Annotated in this window: 11 protein-coding genes; 4 read left to right on the top strand and 7 right to left on the bottom strand. The window is 68.0% G+C overall.

The annotated features are described in order from the left end of the window. Nucleotides 1-33 precede the first annotated feature (33 nt). A complete protein-coding gene (gene mnmA / locus NCW75_09515; protein ID UYV11538.1) occupies nucleotides 34-1,206 on the bottom strand; it encodes a tRNA 2-thiouridine(34) synthase MnmA in 1,173 nt (390 codons plus the stop codon). Nucleotides 1,207-1,310: 104 nt separating this feature from the next. On the opposite strand from mnmA, the gene NCW75_09510 reads away from it, so the two are divergent. Beyond that, a complete protein-coding gene (locus NCW75_09510) occupies nucleotides 1,311-2,543 on the top strand; it encodes a diphosphate--fructose-6-phosphate 1-phosphotransferase (protein UYV11537.1) in 1,233 nt (410 codons plus the stop codon). Between the two features lie 7 nt (nucleotides 2,544-2,550). Here NCW75_09510 and NCW75_09505 read toward each other — a convergent pair whose 3' ends face one another. Beyond that, complete coding sequence (locus NCW75_09505) at nucleotides 2,551-3,174, bottom strand: hypothetical protein (GenBank protein UYV11536.1); 624 nt, start codon at nucleotides 3,172-3,174, stop codon at nucleotides 2,551-2,553. A gap of 479 nt (nucleotides 3,175-3,653) precedes the next feature. Here NCW75_09505 and NCW75_09500 point away from each other — a divergent pair, with 479 nt between their 5' ends. Continuing rightward, nucleotides 3,654-5,504 (top strand): right-handed parallel beta-helix repeat-containing protein, encoded by a 1,851-nt coding sequence (locus NCW75_09500; protein UYV11535.1) that lies wholly within the window; start codon nucleotides 3,654-3,656, stop codon nucleotides 5,502-5,504. Between the two features lie 9 nt (nucleotides 5,505-5,513). Here the strand turns inward: NCW75_09500 and NCW75_09495 are convergent, their stop codons facing one another. Genes NCW75_09495 through NCW75_09475 form a run of 5 tightly spaced genes read right to left on the bottom strand, consistent with a single transcriptional unit; the run spans nucleotide 5,514 to nucleotide 10,909 of the window. After that, nucleotides 5,514-6,788, bottom strand: a complete 1,275-nt coding sequence (locus tag NCW75_09495) for a PQQ-dependent sugar dehydrogenase (protein ID UYV11534.1) — start codon at nucleotides 6,786-6,788, stop codon at nucleotides 5,514-5,516. 18 nt (nucleotides 6,789-6,806) lie between these two features. Continuing rightward, nucleotides 6,807-7,739, bottom strand: a complete 933-nt coding sequence (locus tag NCW75_09490; protein ID UYV11533.1) for a metal ABC transporter substrate-binding protein — start codon at nucleotides 7,737-7,739, stop codon at nucleotides 6,807-6,809. A gap of 31 nt (nucleotides 7,740-7,770) precedes the next feature. Beyond that, nucleotides 7,771-8,943, bottom strand: coding sequence for a hypothetical protein (locus NCW75_09485; GenBank protein UYV11532.1), 1,173 nt, complete (start codon nucleotides 8,941-8,943; stop codon nucleotides 7,771-7,773). Then, nucleotides 8,940-9,626 (bottom strand): ABC transporter ATP-binding protein, encoded by a 687-nt coding sequence (locus NCW75_09480; GenBank protein UYV11531.1) that lies wholly within the window; start codon nucleotides 9,624-9,626, stop codon nucleotides 8,940-8,942. Before NCW75_09480 ends, NCW75_09485 begins: the two co-directional genes overlap by 4 nt. Nucleotides 9,627-9,658: 32 nt before the next feature. After that, a complete protein-coding gene (locus NCW75_09475) occupies nucleotides 9,659-10,909 on the bottom strand; it encodes a hypothetical protein (GenBank protein ID UYV11530.1) in 1,251 nt (416 codons plus the stop codon). 163 nt (nucleotides 10,910-11,072) lie between these two features. Here NCW75_09475 and NCW75_09470 point away from each other — a divergent pair, with 163 nt between their 5' ends. Further along, entirely contained in the window at nucleotides 11,073-12,992 is a 1,920-nt protein-coding gene (locus NCW75_09470) for a M28 family peptidase (protein ID UYV11529.1), read from the top strand. 177 nt (nucleotides 12,993-13,169) lie between these two features. Next, nucleotides 13,170-13,697: a hypothetical protein gene (locus NCW75_09465; GenBank protein UYV11528.1), complete on the top strand. Its 528-nt coding sequence runs from the start codon at nucleotides 13,170-13,172 to the stop codon at nucleotides 13,695-13,697. Nucleotides 13,698-13,704: the final 7 nt, after the last annotated feature.

The raw sequence follows: 13,704 nt of genomic DNA, 5'->3' as shown, positions 1-13,704 counted from the left end.
CGGGCGTCGTATGGGCCGATTCGCTCCGGCGGGTCAGGCCGATTCGATCCAGCCGCCGCCGAGCACGAGATCGGGGTTTTTTGTGTCGTAGAGCACGGCCGCCTGGCCCGGGGCGATGGCCCGCTGGGGCTGTTCGAACTCCAGGGCGAAGCGGCCGGACCGGCCGGAGGGTGTCGAGCGATCGCCGTCGGGCAGGTGCGTGATACGGGCGGAACACTCGTATCCGTGGGCGCGGTAGCGCACGAGCACGGTCGAGCCGTCTTCCGGCTTGGGCCCGAGCCAATTGGCTTCGCCAACCTCGACGGCGGCGCAGTGCAATGCGTCGGCCGGGCCGACGGTGACGGTGTTTGCTGCGGGATCCTTCGAGACCACGTACAGCGGGTCGGCGGCGGCGATGCCCAGGCCGCGGCGCTGGCCGATGGTGTAGCGGTGCTGGCCGGCGTGGTCGCCCAGGGGCTTGCCGTCGAGGGTCAGCACCGAGCCCGCGGCGGCGAGCTCGGGCCGGCGGCGTTCGACCAGGCCCGCATAGTCGTCGTCGGGCACGAAGCAGATCTCTTGGCTGTCTGGCTTGCTGGCGACGTTCATGCTAAGGGCCTGGGCGGCGTCGCGCACCTCGGCCTTGGTCTCGAACTCGCCGATGGGCAGCACCATCTCGGCCAAGCGATCTTGTGGTGCGCCGAAGAGGACGTACGACTGGTCCTTGGCGTGGTCGCGGCCGCGCAGGAACCGGGTCGTGGGACCCGAGCGGTCGACGCGGGCGTAGTGGCCGCTGACGACCACCGAGGCGCCCACGCTTTTTGCGTAGCTATGGAGCTTGCCGAACTTCAGCCAGTCGTTGCAACGCACGCAGGGGTTGGGCGTGCGACCCTGGGCGTAGGCGTCGACGAAGTAATCGATGATGCGGCCGAAGTCGTCGCGGAAGTTGCACACGTACAGCGGGATGCCCAGGTCGGCGGCGACCAACCTCGCGTCGTGGGCGTCGCCGACCGAGCAGCAGCCGCGGTGGCCGATGCGGGTGCCCTCGGCGTCGAGGTCCTCGTCGGGCGAGCCCAGGCGCATGAAGCAGCCGACTACATCCCAGCCGGCCTGCACCATGGCTGCGGCGGCGACGGACGAATCGACCCCGCCCGACATCGCCACGAGGGCCTTGCGGCCGTCGGCGGGGGGGATGGATTCGAGGACATGGGCTGGGATCTCTGTCGGCACCGGCCATTGTAGAGGAACGCGTGAACCCGGGGCCGGGCCAACAATGCCCTTCTGATCACGAATCGAACCCGAACGGCAAGCGAGATTGAGAGCGGAGGCGAGCGTTGGCGCAGGCAGATCTTCCCAAGGGCACGGCGGTGATTGGTCAGTCTGGAGGGCCCACGGCGGTCATCAACCAATCGCTGGTGGGCGTCGTCGAGGGGCTCAGGCACGGCCTGCACAAGACCGGCCATGCCACGAAGATCCTGGGCATGCGCAACGGCGTGCGGGGGCTGACCGAGGGCCGCGTGACCGACCTGACCGATATCGATCAGGTCATGCTCGACCGGGTCTCGCACACCCCCAGCGCGGCCCTGGGCAGCACGCGCGACAAGCCCGACGCGTCGTACTGCGGCCGCATCTTCGAGAGCTGCAAGACCCTCGACGCACGGTACTTCTTCTATATCGGCGGCAACGACAGCAGCGACACCTGCCGCATCGTGAGCGAGGCGGCCAAGGCGGCCAGCTACGACCTGCGATGCATCCATGTTCCCAAGACGGTGGACAACGATCTTGAGGGCAACGACCACACGCCCGGCTACGCGTCGGCCGCGCGTTTCGTTGCGTTGGCGCACATGGCCGACGGCATGGACAACGCCGCCCTGCCGGGCATTAAGATTAATATTGTCATGGGCCGGCACGCGGGCTTTCTGACCGCCGCCGCCGCTGCGGCTCGGCACGAGGAGCACGCGGGGCCGCATCTCGTCTACGTTCCCGAAGTGCCGTTCATCACCGACCGCTTCATCCAGGACGTGGCCGAGGTCTACGACCGGCTCGGGCGCTGCCACATCGCCGTGAGCGAGGGCATCCAAGACAAGGACGGCGTGTCGATCGGCGCGCTGCTGATGGGCGAAGAGAAGGATGCGCACGGGAACGTGCAGCTGAGCGGGTCTGGCGCGCTGGGCGACCAGCTCTCGGGTTTGCTCAAAGCCAAGCTGACGCCCGAGGGCGGCACGCCCCTGCGCGTCCGGGCCGACACGCTGGGCTACCTGCAGCGCTGCTACCCCGACGCCAGTCCCGTCGACGCCCGCGAGGCCCGCATGGTGGGCGTCCATGCCGCGAAGCTCGCGGCCGAAGGCAAGGCCGGCGTCTCGGTGAACCTCGTTCGGAAGAGCACCATCGGTCCGAATGAGGCCTACGAGTGCGTGGCCGACCACCAGCCGCTGGAGGCCGTGGCCGCCAAGACGCGGCACATGCCCGAGTCGTACATGAAGGGGCACAACGACGTGAGCGAGAAGTTCATCCAGTACGTCACGCCGCTGCTGGGGGCGTTGCCGCCGTTCGAATTGTTGGAGTAGAGGCTCGCTATGACTCGGGCATCTTGACCCCGCACTCGGGGCAGCGAAGCAAGCCCGAGGCGTCGTAGCCGCAGTCGGGGCAGATGCCAAGTGGCGGATCCGTGAATGGCCGGGCCCGGTGGGCCGTTGGTGCCGCGACGAGAGCACCCACGCTCGCGCCGATGACGCTGCACAGCGCGGCGAGCGCGATCAGGTCGATCCCGTTGTCCCGCAGCATGCCGTGCGCGAAGAGTGCTTCGCTGATGATGTACCCCACAATCATGGAGACACCGGCGGCCAGGGCCATCGCCCACATCATGCGGGAGATCGCCGCGTCGCCGAGCCGTGCGGCGGCGAGCGAGGCCACGCCCATCGGCAACGCGACCACGATGGCCATCAGCACCGCCGCGAGCACGATGATCAACAACGCGATCGATCCGAAGGCGTCGGCTGGCCCTAGCAGCGCCCACGCGAGCACCGGCACGTGCCCGATGAGCGAGGCCACGCACGCCCACACCACCGGCATGCCGAGCATGCCCATCGTGCCCGTCGGCGGGCGCCGCGGCTCTCGACGTGCGAGGATGGACACCGCCGCCGCGAGCACGATCGCCGGCGAGATGAAGTAGACCAGGCTCGACGGCCACCCGAACACGGCGGATGGTACGGCGGGCGCGATGGCCCCACCCCGGAGCCAGCCGTCCAATCCTCCGTGACCTCCGCGACCTCCGCGTTCAAGATCTTCAACGCGGAGGTCGCGGAGGTCGCGGAGGTCGCAGAGGTCGCAGAGGGGGGGATGGGCTCGGGCGTGCCGTGCCTCGTCGGGCCAGCCCGGGGCTCGGTCGGCGGTGACCGGGCTCCGGGTTGCTGTGACCGAGCCTCGCGCTGCGGTGACCGAGGGCTGCGCTCCGGTGACCGAGCCTCGTGCTGCTGTGACCGAAGGCTGCGCTCCTGTGACCGAGCCTCGGTTCCCGCCGACCGAGAGCCGGTCACGGCTGACCGCGGGCCGGTTCGCGACTATCGGGGGCGGATATGGTCCGAGAAGCGGCTGGCGCGGGCCATTCCGTGTTGCGTCGGGGGCCCGCTTCGGGTACGCTGGGCCATTCGCGGCCAGCGTCGCGGGGAGGGCGAGCGATGCGGAGCGGATTTCTGGCGTATGTGGTGATGCTGGCGGCGGTGCTGGGCGGCCTGTCCGGCCCGTTCGGTGGCCGGGCCCTCGGGCAGACCACCGTGGGCGGGGTGATCAGCACGGACACGACCTGGACGCTGGACGGGAGTCCGTACACCGTCGAAGAAACCATCGAACTCATCGGCGGCGCGGTGCTGACCATCGAGCCGGGGGTCGAGGTCGCCTTCGAGGCGGGCACGGCCCTGGACTCGGGCCTGGGCGTCCTCATCGCCGACGGGCTTGGCGGGAGCGCGATCGTGCTGCGGTCGGCCAGCGGCGAGGTGGGCGATTGGCAGGGCGTGGTCTCGAGCCTCGACGTGCCGGCGGTCACCACGCTCGGGGGCGAGTACGTCAGCGGCCCGATCTTCCGGAACGTGCGCATCGTCGAGGCGGTGCGCGCGGTGGAGGTCGGCCCGACGCCGAATTACTTTGAGGGCGTCGAGATCGAGCGGTGCCAGGAATCGGGGGTGTACTTCGTCTTTCTGCTCGAAGAGCCCATGTGGATGAAGGGCTTGGTCTTCCGTGATGCGGGCATGGGCATGCGTTTCAGGGGGGGCTCCTCGTCGCGCCTGGTGCTGCACGACTGCCACTTCGAGGACAACGCCAGCGGCGGGCTGGTCATGGACCGATTCACCAGCCCGGGCAACGGCGAGCTGCTCCGTTGCGTCTTCCGGGGCAACGGCTCCTCGGCGTCGACGCGCGACGACGGCGTCGGGGGCGCCCGCCTCAAGGGCAGCTGGGACGTCCGCGCGTGCCTCTTCGAGCAGAACGTGCTGAACGATTCGAGCGTGGGCGGCGGCGGGCTCGCGCTCGATCCGGTCGACGCGACGATCATCGACTGCGACTTCCTGTCCAACACCGCCCGGGCCTCGGGCGGCGGGGCCGACGTGCGGCAGCGGATCGCCGCGTCCAGCGGATCGGTCCGCGTCGAGCGGTGCCGGTTCATCGGCAACACGTCCATGCAATCGTCGGGAGCGGGGCTCCTGGCCGAGGTGCCTGGCGGCCAGTTCGAGGTCGAGATCCTCGGCTGCACGTTCGAGGACAATCATGGCGACCGCAACGGCGGCCTGGCCGTGGCCATTGCCCGCGGTGTGGTCGCGGGGAATACCTTCGAGCGCAACTCGGCCGTCCGCAGCGGCGGCGCGGTGCGGATCTTCCGGGGCAGCGATACCCTCGACCTGGTCATACGCGACAACGAATTTCTCGACAACACGACCGATGGCCGTGGCGGCGGCATCGACGTGGGGAGCACCCCCGGCGGCGTGGTGCGCATCGAGTCCAATGCCTTCCGCGGCAACGCGGCCGACATCGGCGGGGCCATCGGGGGCGTCGTGCCCAACGCCAGGATCGAGGTCGTCGGCAACGCCTTCGAGGGCAACGTCGCGCGCCTGGGCGGCGCCGTGAACGTAACCCTGGGAACCTTCCAGGCCGCGACGCTCGCCGCCGAGGGCGACCTACGCAACCGGTTTACGGGCAACACGGCGGACCTCGGCGATGACATCTACAACGACGCCCGCGTCGGCATCGACGCCACGGGCAACTGCTGGGGCACCGACGACCTCATGGCCATCGCCGAACGCATCTACGACGCCGCCGACGACCCGACCAAGGGCGCCGTCGCGTTCGACCCCATCGCGACCGAGTGCGGTTGCCCCGCCGACCTCGACGGCGACGGCAGCCTGACCATCTTTGACTTCCTCGCCTTCCAGAACCTCTTCGACCTGATGGACCCCGCCGCCGACTTCGACGGCGACGGCGAATTCACGATCTTCGACTTCCTGGCGTTCCAGAACGCCTTCGACGCGGGGTGCCCGTGAGCGGGGTCCCTACTCGGGCACGATGCGGATCAACTCCCCATCACGCTTGTCGGTGAGGATGTAGAGGTACCCATCGGGCCCCTGCCGCACGTCGCGGACGCGGGCGTTGAAAGGCAGGGTCTCGTTGCCTTGGACGGGTTTCTCGCCGTTGGTCTCGTCGATCATGACCCTCCGGACCTGGCGGCTGATGAGCCCGCCGGCGAAGAGGTCGCCCTGCCATTGTGGAAACTTGTCGCCCGTGTAGAAGGCGAGGCCGCACGCGGCGAGCACGGGGGTCCACACGCACACCGGGTCGGCCATGTCGGGCAATGTGACCTTGTCGCTGATCTCGTCGCCGTTGTAGTGGATGCTGTAGGTGGCCTCGGGCCAGCCGTAGTTGGTGCCGGGGGTGATGCGGTTGAGCTCATCTCCCCCTCGAGCCCCGTGTTCGGTGGCCCAGACGTTGCCGGTCGCCGGGTCGATGGCCATGCCCTGGATGTTGCGGTGGCCGTAGCTGTAGATGAAGTGGCCGATGTCGTCGCGGTCGGCGAAGGGGTTGTCGGCGGGCGCGGTGCCGTCGTCGTTGAGGCGGAGGGTCTTACCGAGCGCGTTGTCGAGGTACTGGGGGTTCTCGCGGGTCAGGCGGCCGCCCGCGCGGGTGGGCGGGTTGCCGCCGTCGCCGGTGGACATCAAGAGCGTGCCGTCGGGCAGCCAGAGCAGGCGGCTGCCGAAGTGCTGGCCGCCGGGCTTGTCGGGCGTGACGCGGAAGAGCTCTTCGACATCTTCCATGCGCACGCTGGTGAGGGTGGCGCCATCGGGCGCATCGGGCTGGTCGGTGCGCTCGATCACCAGTCTGCCGCGCGAGAGCACGGTGCGGTTGGCGCGGGCGTCGCCGGTGGCGTGGGTGAAGTAGACGAGGTTGTTGGTCTCGTAATCGGGATGCAGCGACACGTCCATCATGCCGCCCTGGCCCAGGCGGCTCGATTCGGGCGCGTCTTCGATGGGCGTGAGCGACCACTGCGCCATCGAGCCCGATCGCCCCGGCGGCTCGGCCAGCAGCACGCGGCCGCCGCGCTCGGTGATGAGCATCGAGCCGTCGGGCAGCCAGGCCATGGCCCAGGGGCGGTTGAGGTCCTCGATGACCGTCTCGGTGCGGTAGCCCGTGGCCTTGGGGCTGTCCTCCTCGCTGTCGGAGTAGATGGGCGAGGGGCCCGATGTTGGCAATTCGGCCCGCTGGCCGCAGGCGGGGAGCGTGAGGGCGAGGACCGTGAGTAGTGCTGTTGGGATCAGGGTCGTTCGGATCATGCGTGATGGTACGGGGCATCAGCCGCCGACGGCCTCGCGCAGGCGATCGATGTTGGCCAGCATCACGTCCATGTAGTCGCCGCCGTCGGGGGTTCCCTCGGCGGGGCTGAAGAGGGTGCTGGTGACGCCGAGCTCGTCCCGCAGAGCGGTGACGATGGCGTCGGTGGGCTGGCCCTCCCAGAGCAGGATGACCGGCTTGTCGCCCTCGATCACATCACGGACCCCGGCGACGATCGCGTCCATGTCCTCGCTGTCGGGATCGAGGTCGAGGTTGGTGATGCTCCAGCCCATGTCGCGGATGAGGTAGTTGTACGCGGGGTGGCTGGCAAGCAACTGGTGCTCGTCGACTAGCGGGGCAAGGTCCATCAGCGAGGTGCGCAGCATCTCGAGGTCTTCGATGAGCGAGGCGAGGTTTGCGTCGAAGGCGTCGGCGTGGTCGGGCCAGGCGGCCTTCATGGCTTCGGCGATGTTCTTCGCCTGCAAGATCGCGATGTTGGGGCTCACCCAGGTGTGGCCATCGAGGCCCGCGTGCGTGTGCTCGCCGCCCGGGCCGTGGCTGTGGGTGGTGGACTCCATCGTGATGGACCCGCCCGTGGCGTCGAGGGCTTCCGTGTCGAGGCTCTCGACCGTCCGCGCTCGCGGCAGGGCGGCGCCGGCGACCCACTTCTCGAATTCGGCACCGTTGGTGATGACGAGCCTGGCGTTCTGGTATTCGGAGATGGCGTCGGCGTCGGGCTGCCAGAAGATCGGGTCCTCGCCCTCGGGCAGCGGGCTCCGCACGGGCACGAGGCCGCCGGCGATGCGCTCGGCGAAGTATTGTGTGGGGTAGAAGGTCGTGAGTACGGCGTCGTCGAGCGAGGCCGCCGGGGCGTTCGGGCTCGATTCGTTGCAGCCGGCCAGCGAGAACATCAGGATCGAGATCGAGACGGTCAGGGCGCGTGCGACGTGCATTGGGGAGTCCTCCTCGGCTCGGATTCGCGGATCATACGAACGCCGATGCACCGCTCGCGATGGCGAGGGTGATCCATGCCAACCCAATGGCGATCATGGCGCCGAGTAGCACGAGCGAGCCCAACTCGCCTCCGACGAGCACGCCCGCCGTCCAGCGCGAGCCGCCCATGTCGGCCAGCGTGCGCAGTTCTTCGGCCCTCAGCCGATACCCCAGCATGGCGATGAGCGTGATGAGGGCGGTCGTGCTCAGGCCAAGCACGATCGAGATGGCATCGAAGACCAGCCGCAGGCGCACGACGAAGGCGATCAATTCGTCGACGACCGCCGCGGGCTCGATCGCCTGCACGTCGTCGCTGGCGTTCAGCCGGGCGGTGAGGATGGTGGCGGCCCGATCGTCGTTGGGGTACAGCAGCACGGCGGTGAGCGGGAAGGCATCACGCGAGCCGTGGATGTGGAAGCTCTCGGCGTTGTCGATGGTGACCTCTTCGTAGGTGCGCAGGGCCTCGCTCAGGGCGACCTGGCCGTCCTTCTTCGCGATGACCAGGTCCGGCCGTTCGATGGTCTGAGCGTCGTCGTGGCCGTGGGCGAAGCCTTCGAGCAGCCAGGCGGTCTCGAGGTCGACGAAGATGGCCTCGTCGTCGCTGGTGCCGGTGGGGGCCAGCACACCGACAATGTTGAGCTTGAGCGATGGGGACTTGGTGATGTTGTACGCCTCGGTCACGTCGCTGAAGATAGAGGCCCCAGCATCGAGTTCGTGGCGCGCTGCGGCTGATGCACCCGCGACCGCCTCGCCCATGCGGGAGTACAAGCGGCCATCGACGAGCGGCAGCGGCACGCTGGCGCGCTGGAAGTAGCCGATGTCGGTGGCGACGACGGGATCGCCCGCGGCGGTGAACCGGGAATGGATGGGGATCGCGGTGGCCAGGGGATCTTGGGCGAGCGTCTCGAATTGCTTGAAGGCCAGCGGGTCGAGCGGCGCGGGACGGAAGTAGAGCGAGGCGAGCACCAGGTCGAACCGCCCGCCCTTGGCACCCACGACCAGCGGGGCCATCTCCGCGCGCTCGCGTTGGGCGCTCTCGAAGCGGCTGGCCAGCGATCGGCTGAGCAGCGGTACCAGCATTGCGACCGCGACACAAGCGATAAGCAGGATTGATCGACCGCGATGCCGCCACGCGTGCCACCAGATGAGCGGGAGCAGCTTCATACCGTCGCCGCCTCGCGCGCGAGTGCGCCCATGTCGAGGACTTCCTTGAAGTGTGGCAGCAGCCCGTGGTCGTGCGTGACGAGGAGCACCGTGGCGCCGGTGCGGTTGGCCTGTTCGAGGATGAGCCCGATGATCGACTCGGCCCGGGCGGGGTCGAGGTTGCCGGTGGGCTCGTCGCAGGCGATGAGCTTCGGATTCGTGATGAGCGCCCGGCAGATGGCCACGCGCTGCTGCTCGCCCTGGCTCAGCCGATCGGGCCGGCGTTTGAGCGTGTGGGCGATGCCGGTGGCCTTCGCCAACTCGTTCGCGCGATCGCGGGCCTCGCTGTTGAGCGCGACCGCCCCGTGCAGCCGCAGCGGGAGCAGGATGTTCTCCAAGGCGGTGCAATAGTCGAGCAGGGCGAACCGCTGGAACACGAAGCCCACCGCCGAGATCCGCACCGCCCGGCGGCGGGCGTCGCTCAGTTGGTCGAGCTGGTGGCCGGCCAGTTCGATCGTGCCGGCAGTCGGGGTCAGGATGCCCGTGAGCAGGCGCAAGAGTGTGGTCTTGCCGCAGCCGCTGGGGCCGACGACGGCGGTGTGATCGCCTTGGTGTACGACGAACTCGGGCAGGTCGAATAGTGGGCCTTCGGTGATGTCGAAAGAGAAGCGGAGGTCGGTGGCTCGTAGCAGGAGATCTGGCACAGGTAGTGATAGGCGAGCCATCCGCAGGGTGCCTAGAACGACTCCCTCGCGGGCTCGGGCTCCAGCCCATCCTCGTCCACACGCCGCTGCTCGCGCATCTGCTGGTCCACGATCCGCCAGCCCTGCTCGAGCCCGGCCAGGGTGTAGACCGCCTCGTACTCGTGCACGCGCGTGTGGCTGTGGCCCCAGTGGTAGACCGTGCCCTCGACGCGCCAGCGGTCGAGCACGTCGATTCGTGCCCGGCCGTCCTCGTCGAGCGTGATCGATTGCACCTCGAACTCCAGCGGTTCCACGCCGGTGATGATGCCCAGCATGCCGCCCTGCTCGGCCTGCACCAGCGAGTTGTACACCTGGGTGTAGAGCGTCTTGAGCAGCGGGCCGCTCACCGAGCGTTCGAGGGCGTCGTAGATCTCGCCCTCGCTGCCATGGTCGAAGGCCTTGTAGAGATTGGCGTGCAGTGGCTCGAAGATGGCCTTGACGCTCTCGTCGGTGGGCAATTCCAAAGCGCCGCCCGTGCCAGGGATGGGCACGAGGGCCACGCGCATCACCAGCGACGCGGCCACGCCCGCTCCGACAGCAATGCCCAGCGTGATGCCCCCCAGCAGCGCGCCGTTCTTGCGCATCACGATGATGGCCCCCGGCAGGCCAAAGAGCACGATTGCAAGCCCCAGCAGCGACACGTGGTTGGACGCGCGAGCCGTGGGCACGGGTGGCACGGCGGCGTAGCGAGAGTCGCCCGATTCGTCGGCGTGCCACTCGATGGTGGGCTTGGCCTTGCTGAAGGGCGCGATCTGCACGCCGCCGTCGGAGGTCTGGAGCAGTGCTTCGAGCACCATGAATGGTGCCTTGCCGTCCGGGCCGGTCAGGCCCTCCATCTCGGCGGCGACCTGGTCTCTTGGATACGTGGGCCAGGTGACCTTCACGATCTGGGGATCGTCGGTTGGGTACCGCGCGGTGATCGCGCAGCGGATGAGCGCCCGGGCACCGAACTTCGGGAACACGCCGATCATCCACTGTTCGGGCTCGGCAAAGAACGCGTACTTCTGGATGTCTGGCGCGATGACCCGCCCATCGACTTCGACGACAACCCGGGAGGCCATGAACTCTCGCAGGCCCCGCTCGAGGGCCTCGGCTTCGACCTGGGCGACCTGATCGAGGGCCTCGCGCGGCAGGGCGATGGCCTCGTCGATGAAGGCGAGATTCAGCCCAACTTGGAACGTGACACCCTCGGCGTCGATGGCCAGCCGCAGGTCGGCATGGGGGCCGTCCTGGGGGTGGGCCATGGCAAAGGGGGCAAGCAACAGGGCTGCCAGAAGGAGGAGAATTGGGTGACTCGGGGAAGTCCGCACGCAACGATAGTACTCCGGCGCATCTATATTGCACACAGACAGCCCTGACGTGGCGGGAACCCCCGCGCATCCCCCTTGGGCGAAAGGAACCCGATCCATGGACCAGACCAGCCTCCGCCGTCCCGCCGTTCTTCTTGCCCTGGCCGCCGCATTCGCGACCGCTGGCACAGCCTCCGCCCAGAGCGACAGCAGCGTCCAGAGCGTTGAGGGCTCGCCCATCGCCGACGCGCTGGCCCAGATGCCCGACGACGTGCGGACGTTCGACATCCACATCTCGACGCTGGCCAGCCCGTACATGCAGGGCCGCGTGCCGGGATCGGAGGGTGCCGAGCGGGCGAAGGACTACATCGAGCACTACTTCCGCGACGCCGGCCTGACGCCGGCATTCACAGACGAGGATGGCAACGAGTTCTCGAGCTTTCGCCAGCCGTTCCCGCTCTCGGGCACGTGGACCGTAGAGCGCGAGGCGATGTCGGCGAGCTCTGGCGGCAAGCGCATCGAGTTCGAGGCCGAAGAAGACTTCATGCTTACGGGCATGGGCCAGAATGGCACCACGTCTGGCGAAGCCGTGTTCGTAGGCTACGGCATCGAGAACGGGCCAGATGGTTACAACAACTTCGATGGGGTTGAGTCGCTCGAGGGCAAGATCGCCGTGATCTTCCGGTTCGAGCCGATGACCGAACAGGGTGAGAGCCAGTGGAACGATGGCCGCCGGGGTTGGAGTGGAAGGGCTGGGTTTGCGAACAAGGTTGGTGCGGTTGCCAAGCGCGATCCCGCGGGCATCGTCATCATCAACCCGCCCGGTTCTTCCGATCCGCGTGCCGGCCGGCTCAATCGGTTCCAGGGCATGGCCCAATCGAGCGTGCCCGTGATGATGTTGTCGTCCGATGCGGGCGACCGACTGTTGGAAGCCATGGGTAGCGATACCACCATGCTCGCGTTGCGTCGGCACGCCGACGAGGACGCATCGCCGATGGAACTCGGCTTCGAGATGGAACTCGATGGAATGGCCGAGCGCAAGAGCCTGATGGCCGAGAACGTCGGTGGCGTCATCAAGGGCGTGGGCGACCTGGCCGACGAGTGGATCGTCGTGGGCGCCCACCTGGACCACCTGGGCATGGGCTACTTCGGCTCGCGCTCGGGCCCGGGCGAGTTGCATCCCGGCGCCGACGACAACGCCTCGGGCACGGCCGGCCTGCTGCTGCTGGCCGAGCGCCTGGGGGCTCGCCTGGCCGATGACGGCACGGCCCGTCGGTCGATCCTCATCATGGGCTTCGACGCCGAGGAGAGCGGGCTGAACGGGTCGGCCTATTACACCCGCAACCCCATCGCGCCCATCGAGGATCACACCCTGATGTGCAACTGGGACATGATCGGCCGCGTCGCCAACGAGCGGCTGCTGCTTGCCGGCGGGTTTACGGGCGAGGGCATGGCCGACTTTATCGAGCCCTACTTCGCCAAGAGCGGGCTCGAGATCGTCGTGCCCGAGACCATGAGCGGTGCCAGCGACCACACGCCGTTCTATCGCGCCGGGGTGCCCGTGCTGTTCTCGATCATCGCCGATTTCCACGCCGACTACCACACGCCCGACGACCAGGTGTGGAAGATCAATCGTGTGGGCGCGGTCAAGACGGTGCACTTGTACGAGAGCATCGTGGCCGACGCGTCGGTGCGTCCCGAGCGGTTCGCCTACGTGAGCCCCGAAGAGTCGCGCCGCCAGCAGGCCGCAGCCGCCGAGGCCGCGAGGCCGCAGGTGAGCGTTCGCGTGGGCGTAGTGGTCGACAGCGACTCGGAGGGCGATGGTGTCGTGCTCGCCGAGATCACCGAAGACTCGCCCGCCGCCAAGGCCGGGTTGCGGCTGGGCGACCGCCTCGTGCGGTGGGATGGGCAGAAGCTGACCGACGCCGACGGGTGGCGGCAGTTGCTGGCCCGCCACACCGCCGGCGATGCCGTGAACGTCGGCGTGAAGCGTGGCGACGAGGAGGTCACCCTCACCCTGACTCTCGAAGGGCGATAAGCCGCGGTTCCAGGGTCGATAATTAGGGTAATCTAGGTAACTTGTCGCTTATGCGACGTTGCCGCCGTCGTGATCTTCCCCAATTTGTGTGAATACCCATTCATCCGGACATCACCCGTCCGGATTTGTGGTATGTTGCCCAATTGGAATGCATCCCATCCAAGAGGGAGATTATCGATGCGACAACAAGAGACACTCGCCATCCTGACCACCGTTGGTCTGTCGGCGTCCGTGGCGCTCGCCGGTCCGGCGGACGTTTCGGACTTGGTCGGCCCTGAAATCCAACCAAGCAACACGGGGGCCGCGTGGCTCACATACATCGGTAGCTACGCCGGCCCCTCCAACGTCGCGCAGAGCGTCGATGGGCCCGCTTTCGCTGATGAGGGCATGAGCAGCATGTTGTTCCTCACGTTGGCTGGTCCGGGCAACATCGCGACGGGGTCGCCGGTAATCTTCGATCTGTCTGCCGGTGGCTTCGGCGATGGCCCTGCCACGCCGGGTGTTCTCTCGAAGGCCACGCCGACCACCCCCGACCTGATCGGCAGCCTCCAGCCCGATGAGCAACCCGGTGTGGTGACCCGTCCCGGGTCCGGCCAAGCCGAAGAAACCGATCCTGGCGGCTTCCAAGTCGTCGTGCCACTGCCCGGTGCCGGTGCATTGGCCGCTGGCGGTCTGGCGTTCGTAGCGCTGCGTCGCCGCCGCTGAATACGAA

This window comes from Phycisphaera sp. (genome assembly GCA_025916675.1).
Classification (GTDB): Bacteria; Planctomycetota; Phycisphaerae; order Phycisphaerales; family UBA1924; genus JAHCJI01.
Note: the sequence above shows the minus strand (reverse complement) of the source record. Positions and strands in the feature narration are given on the sequence as shown.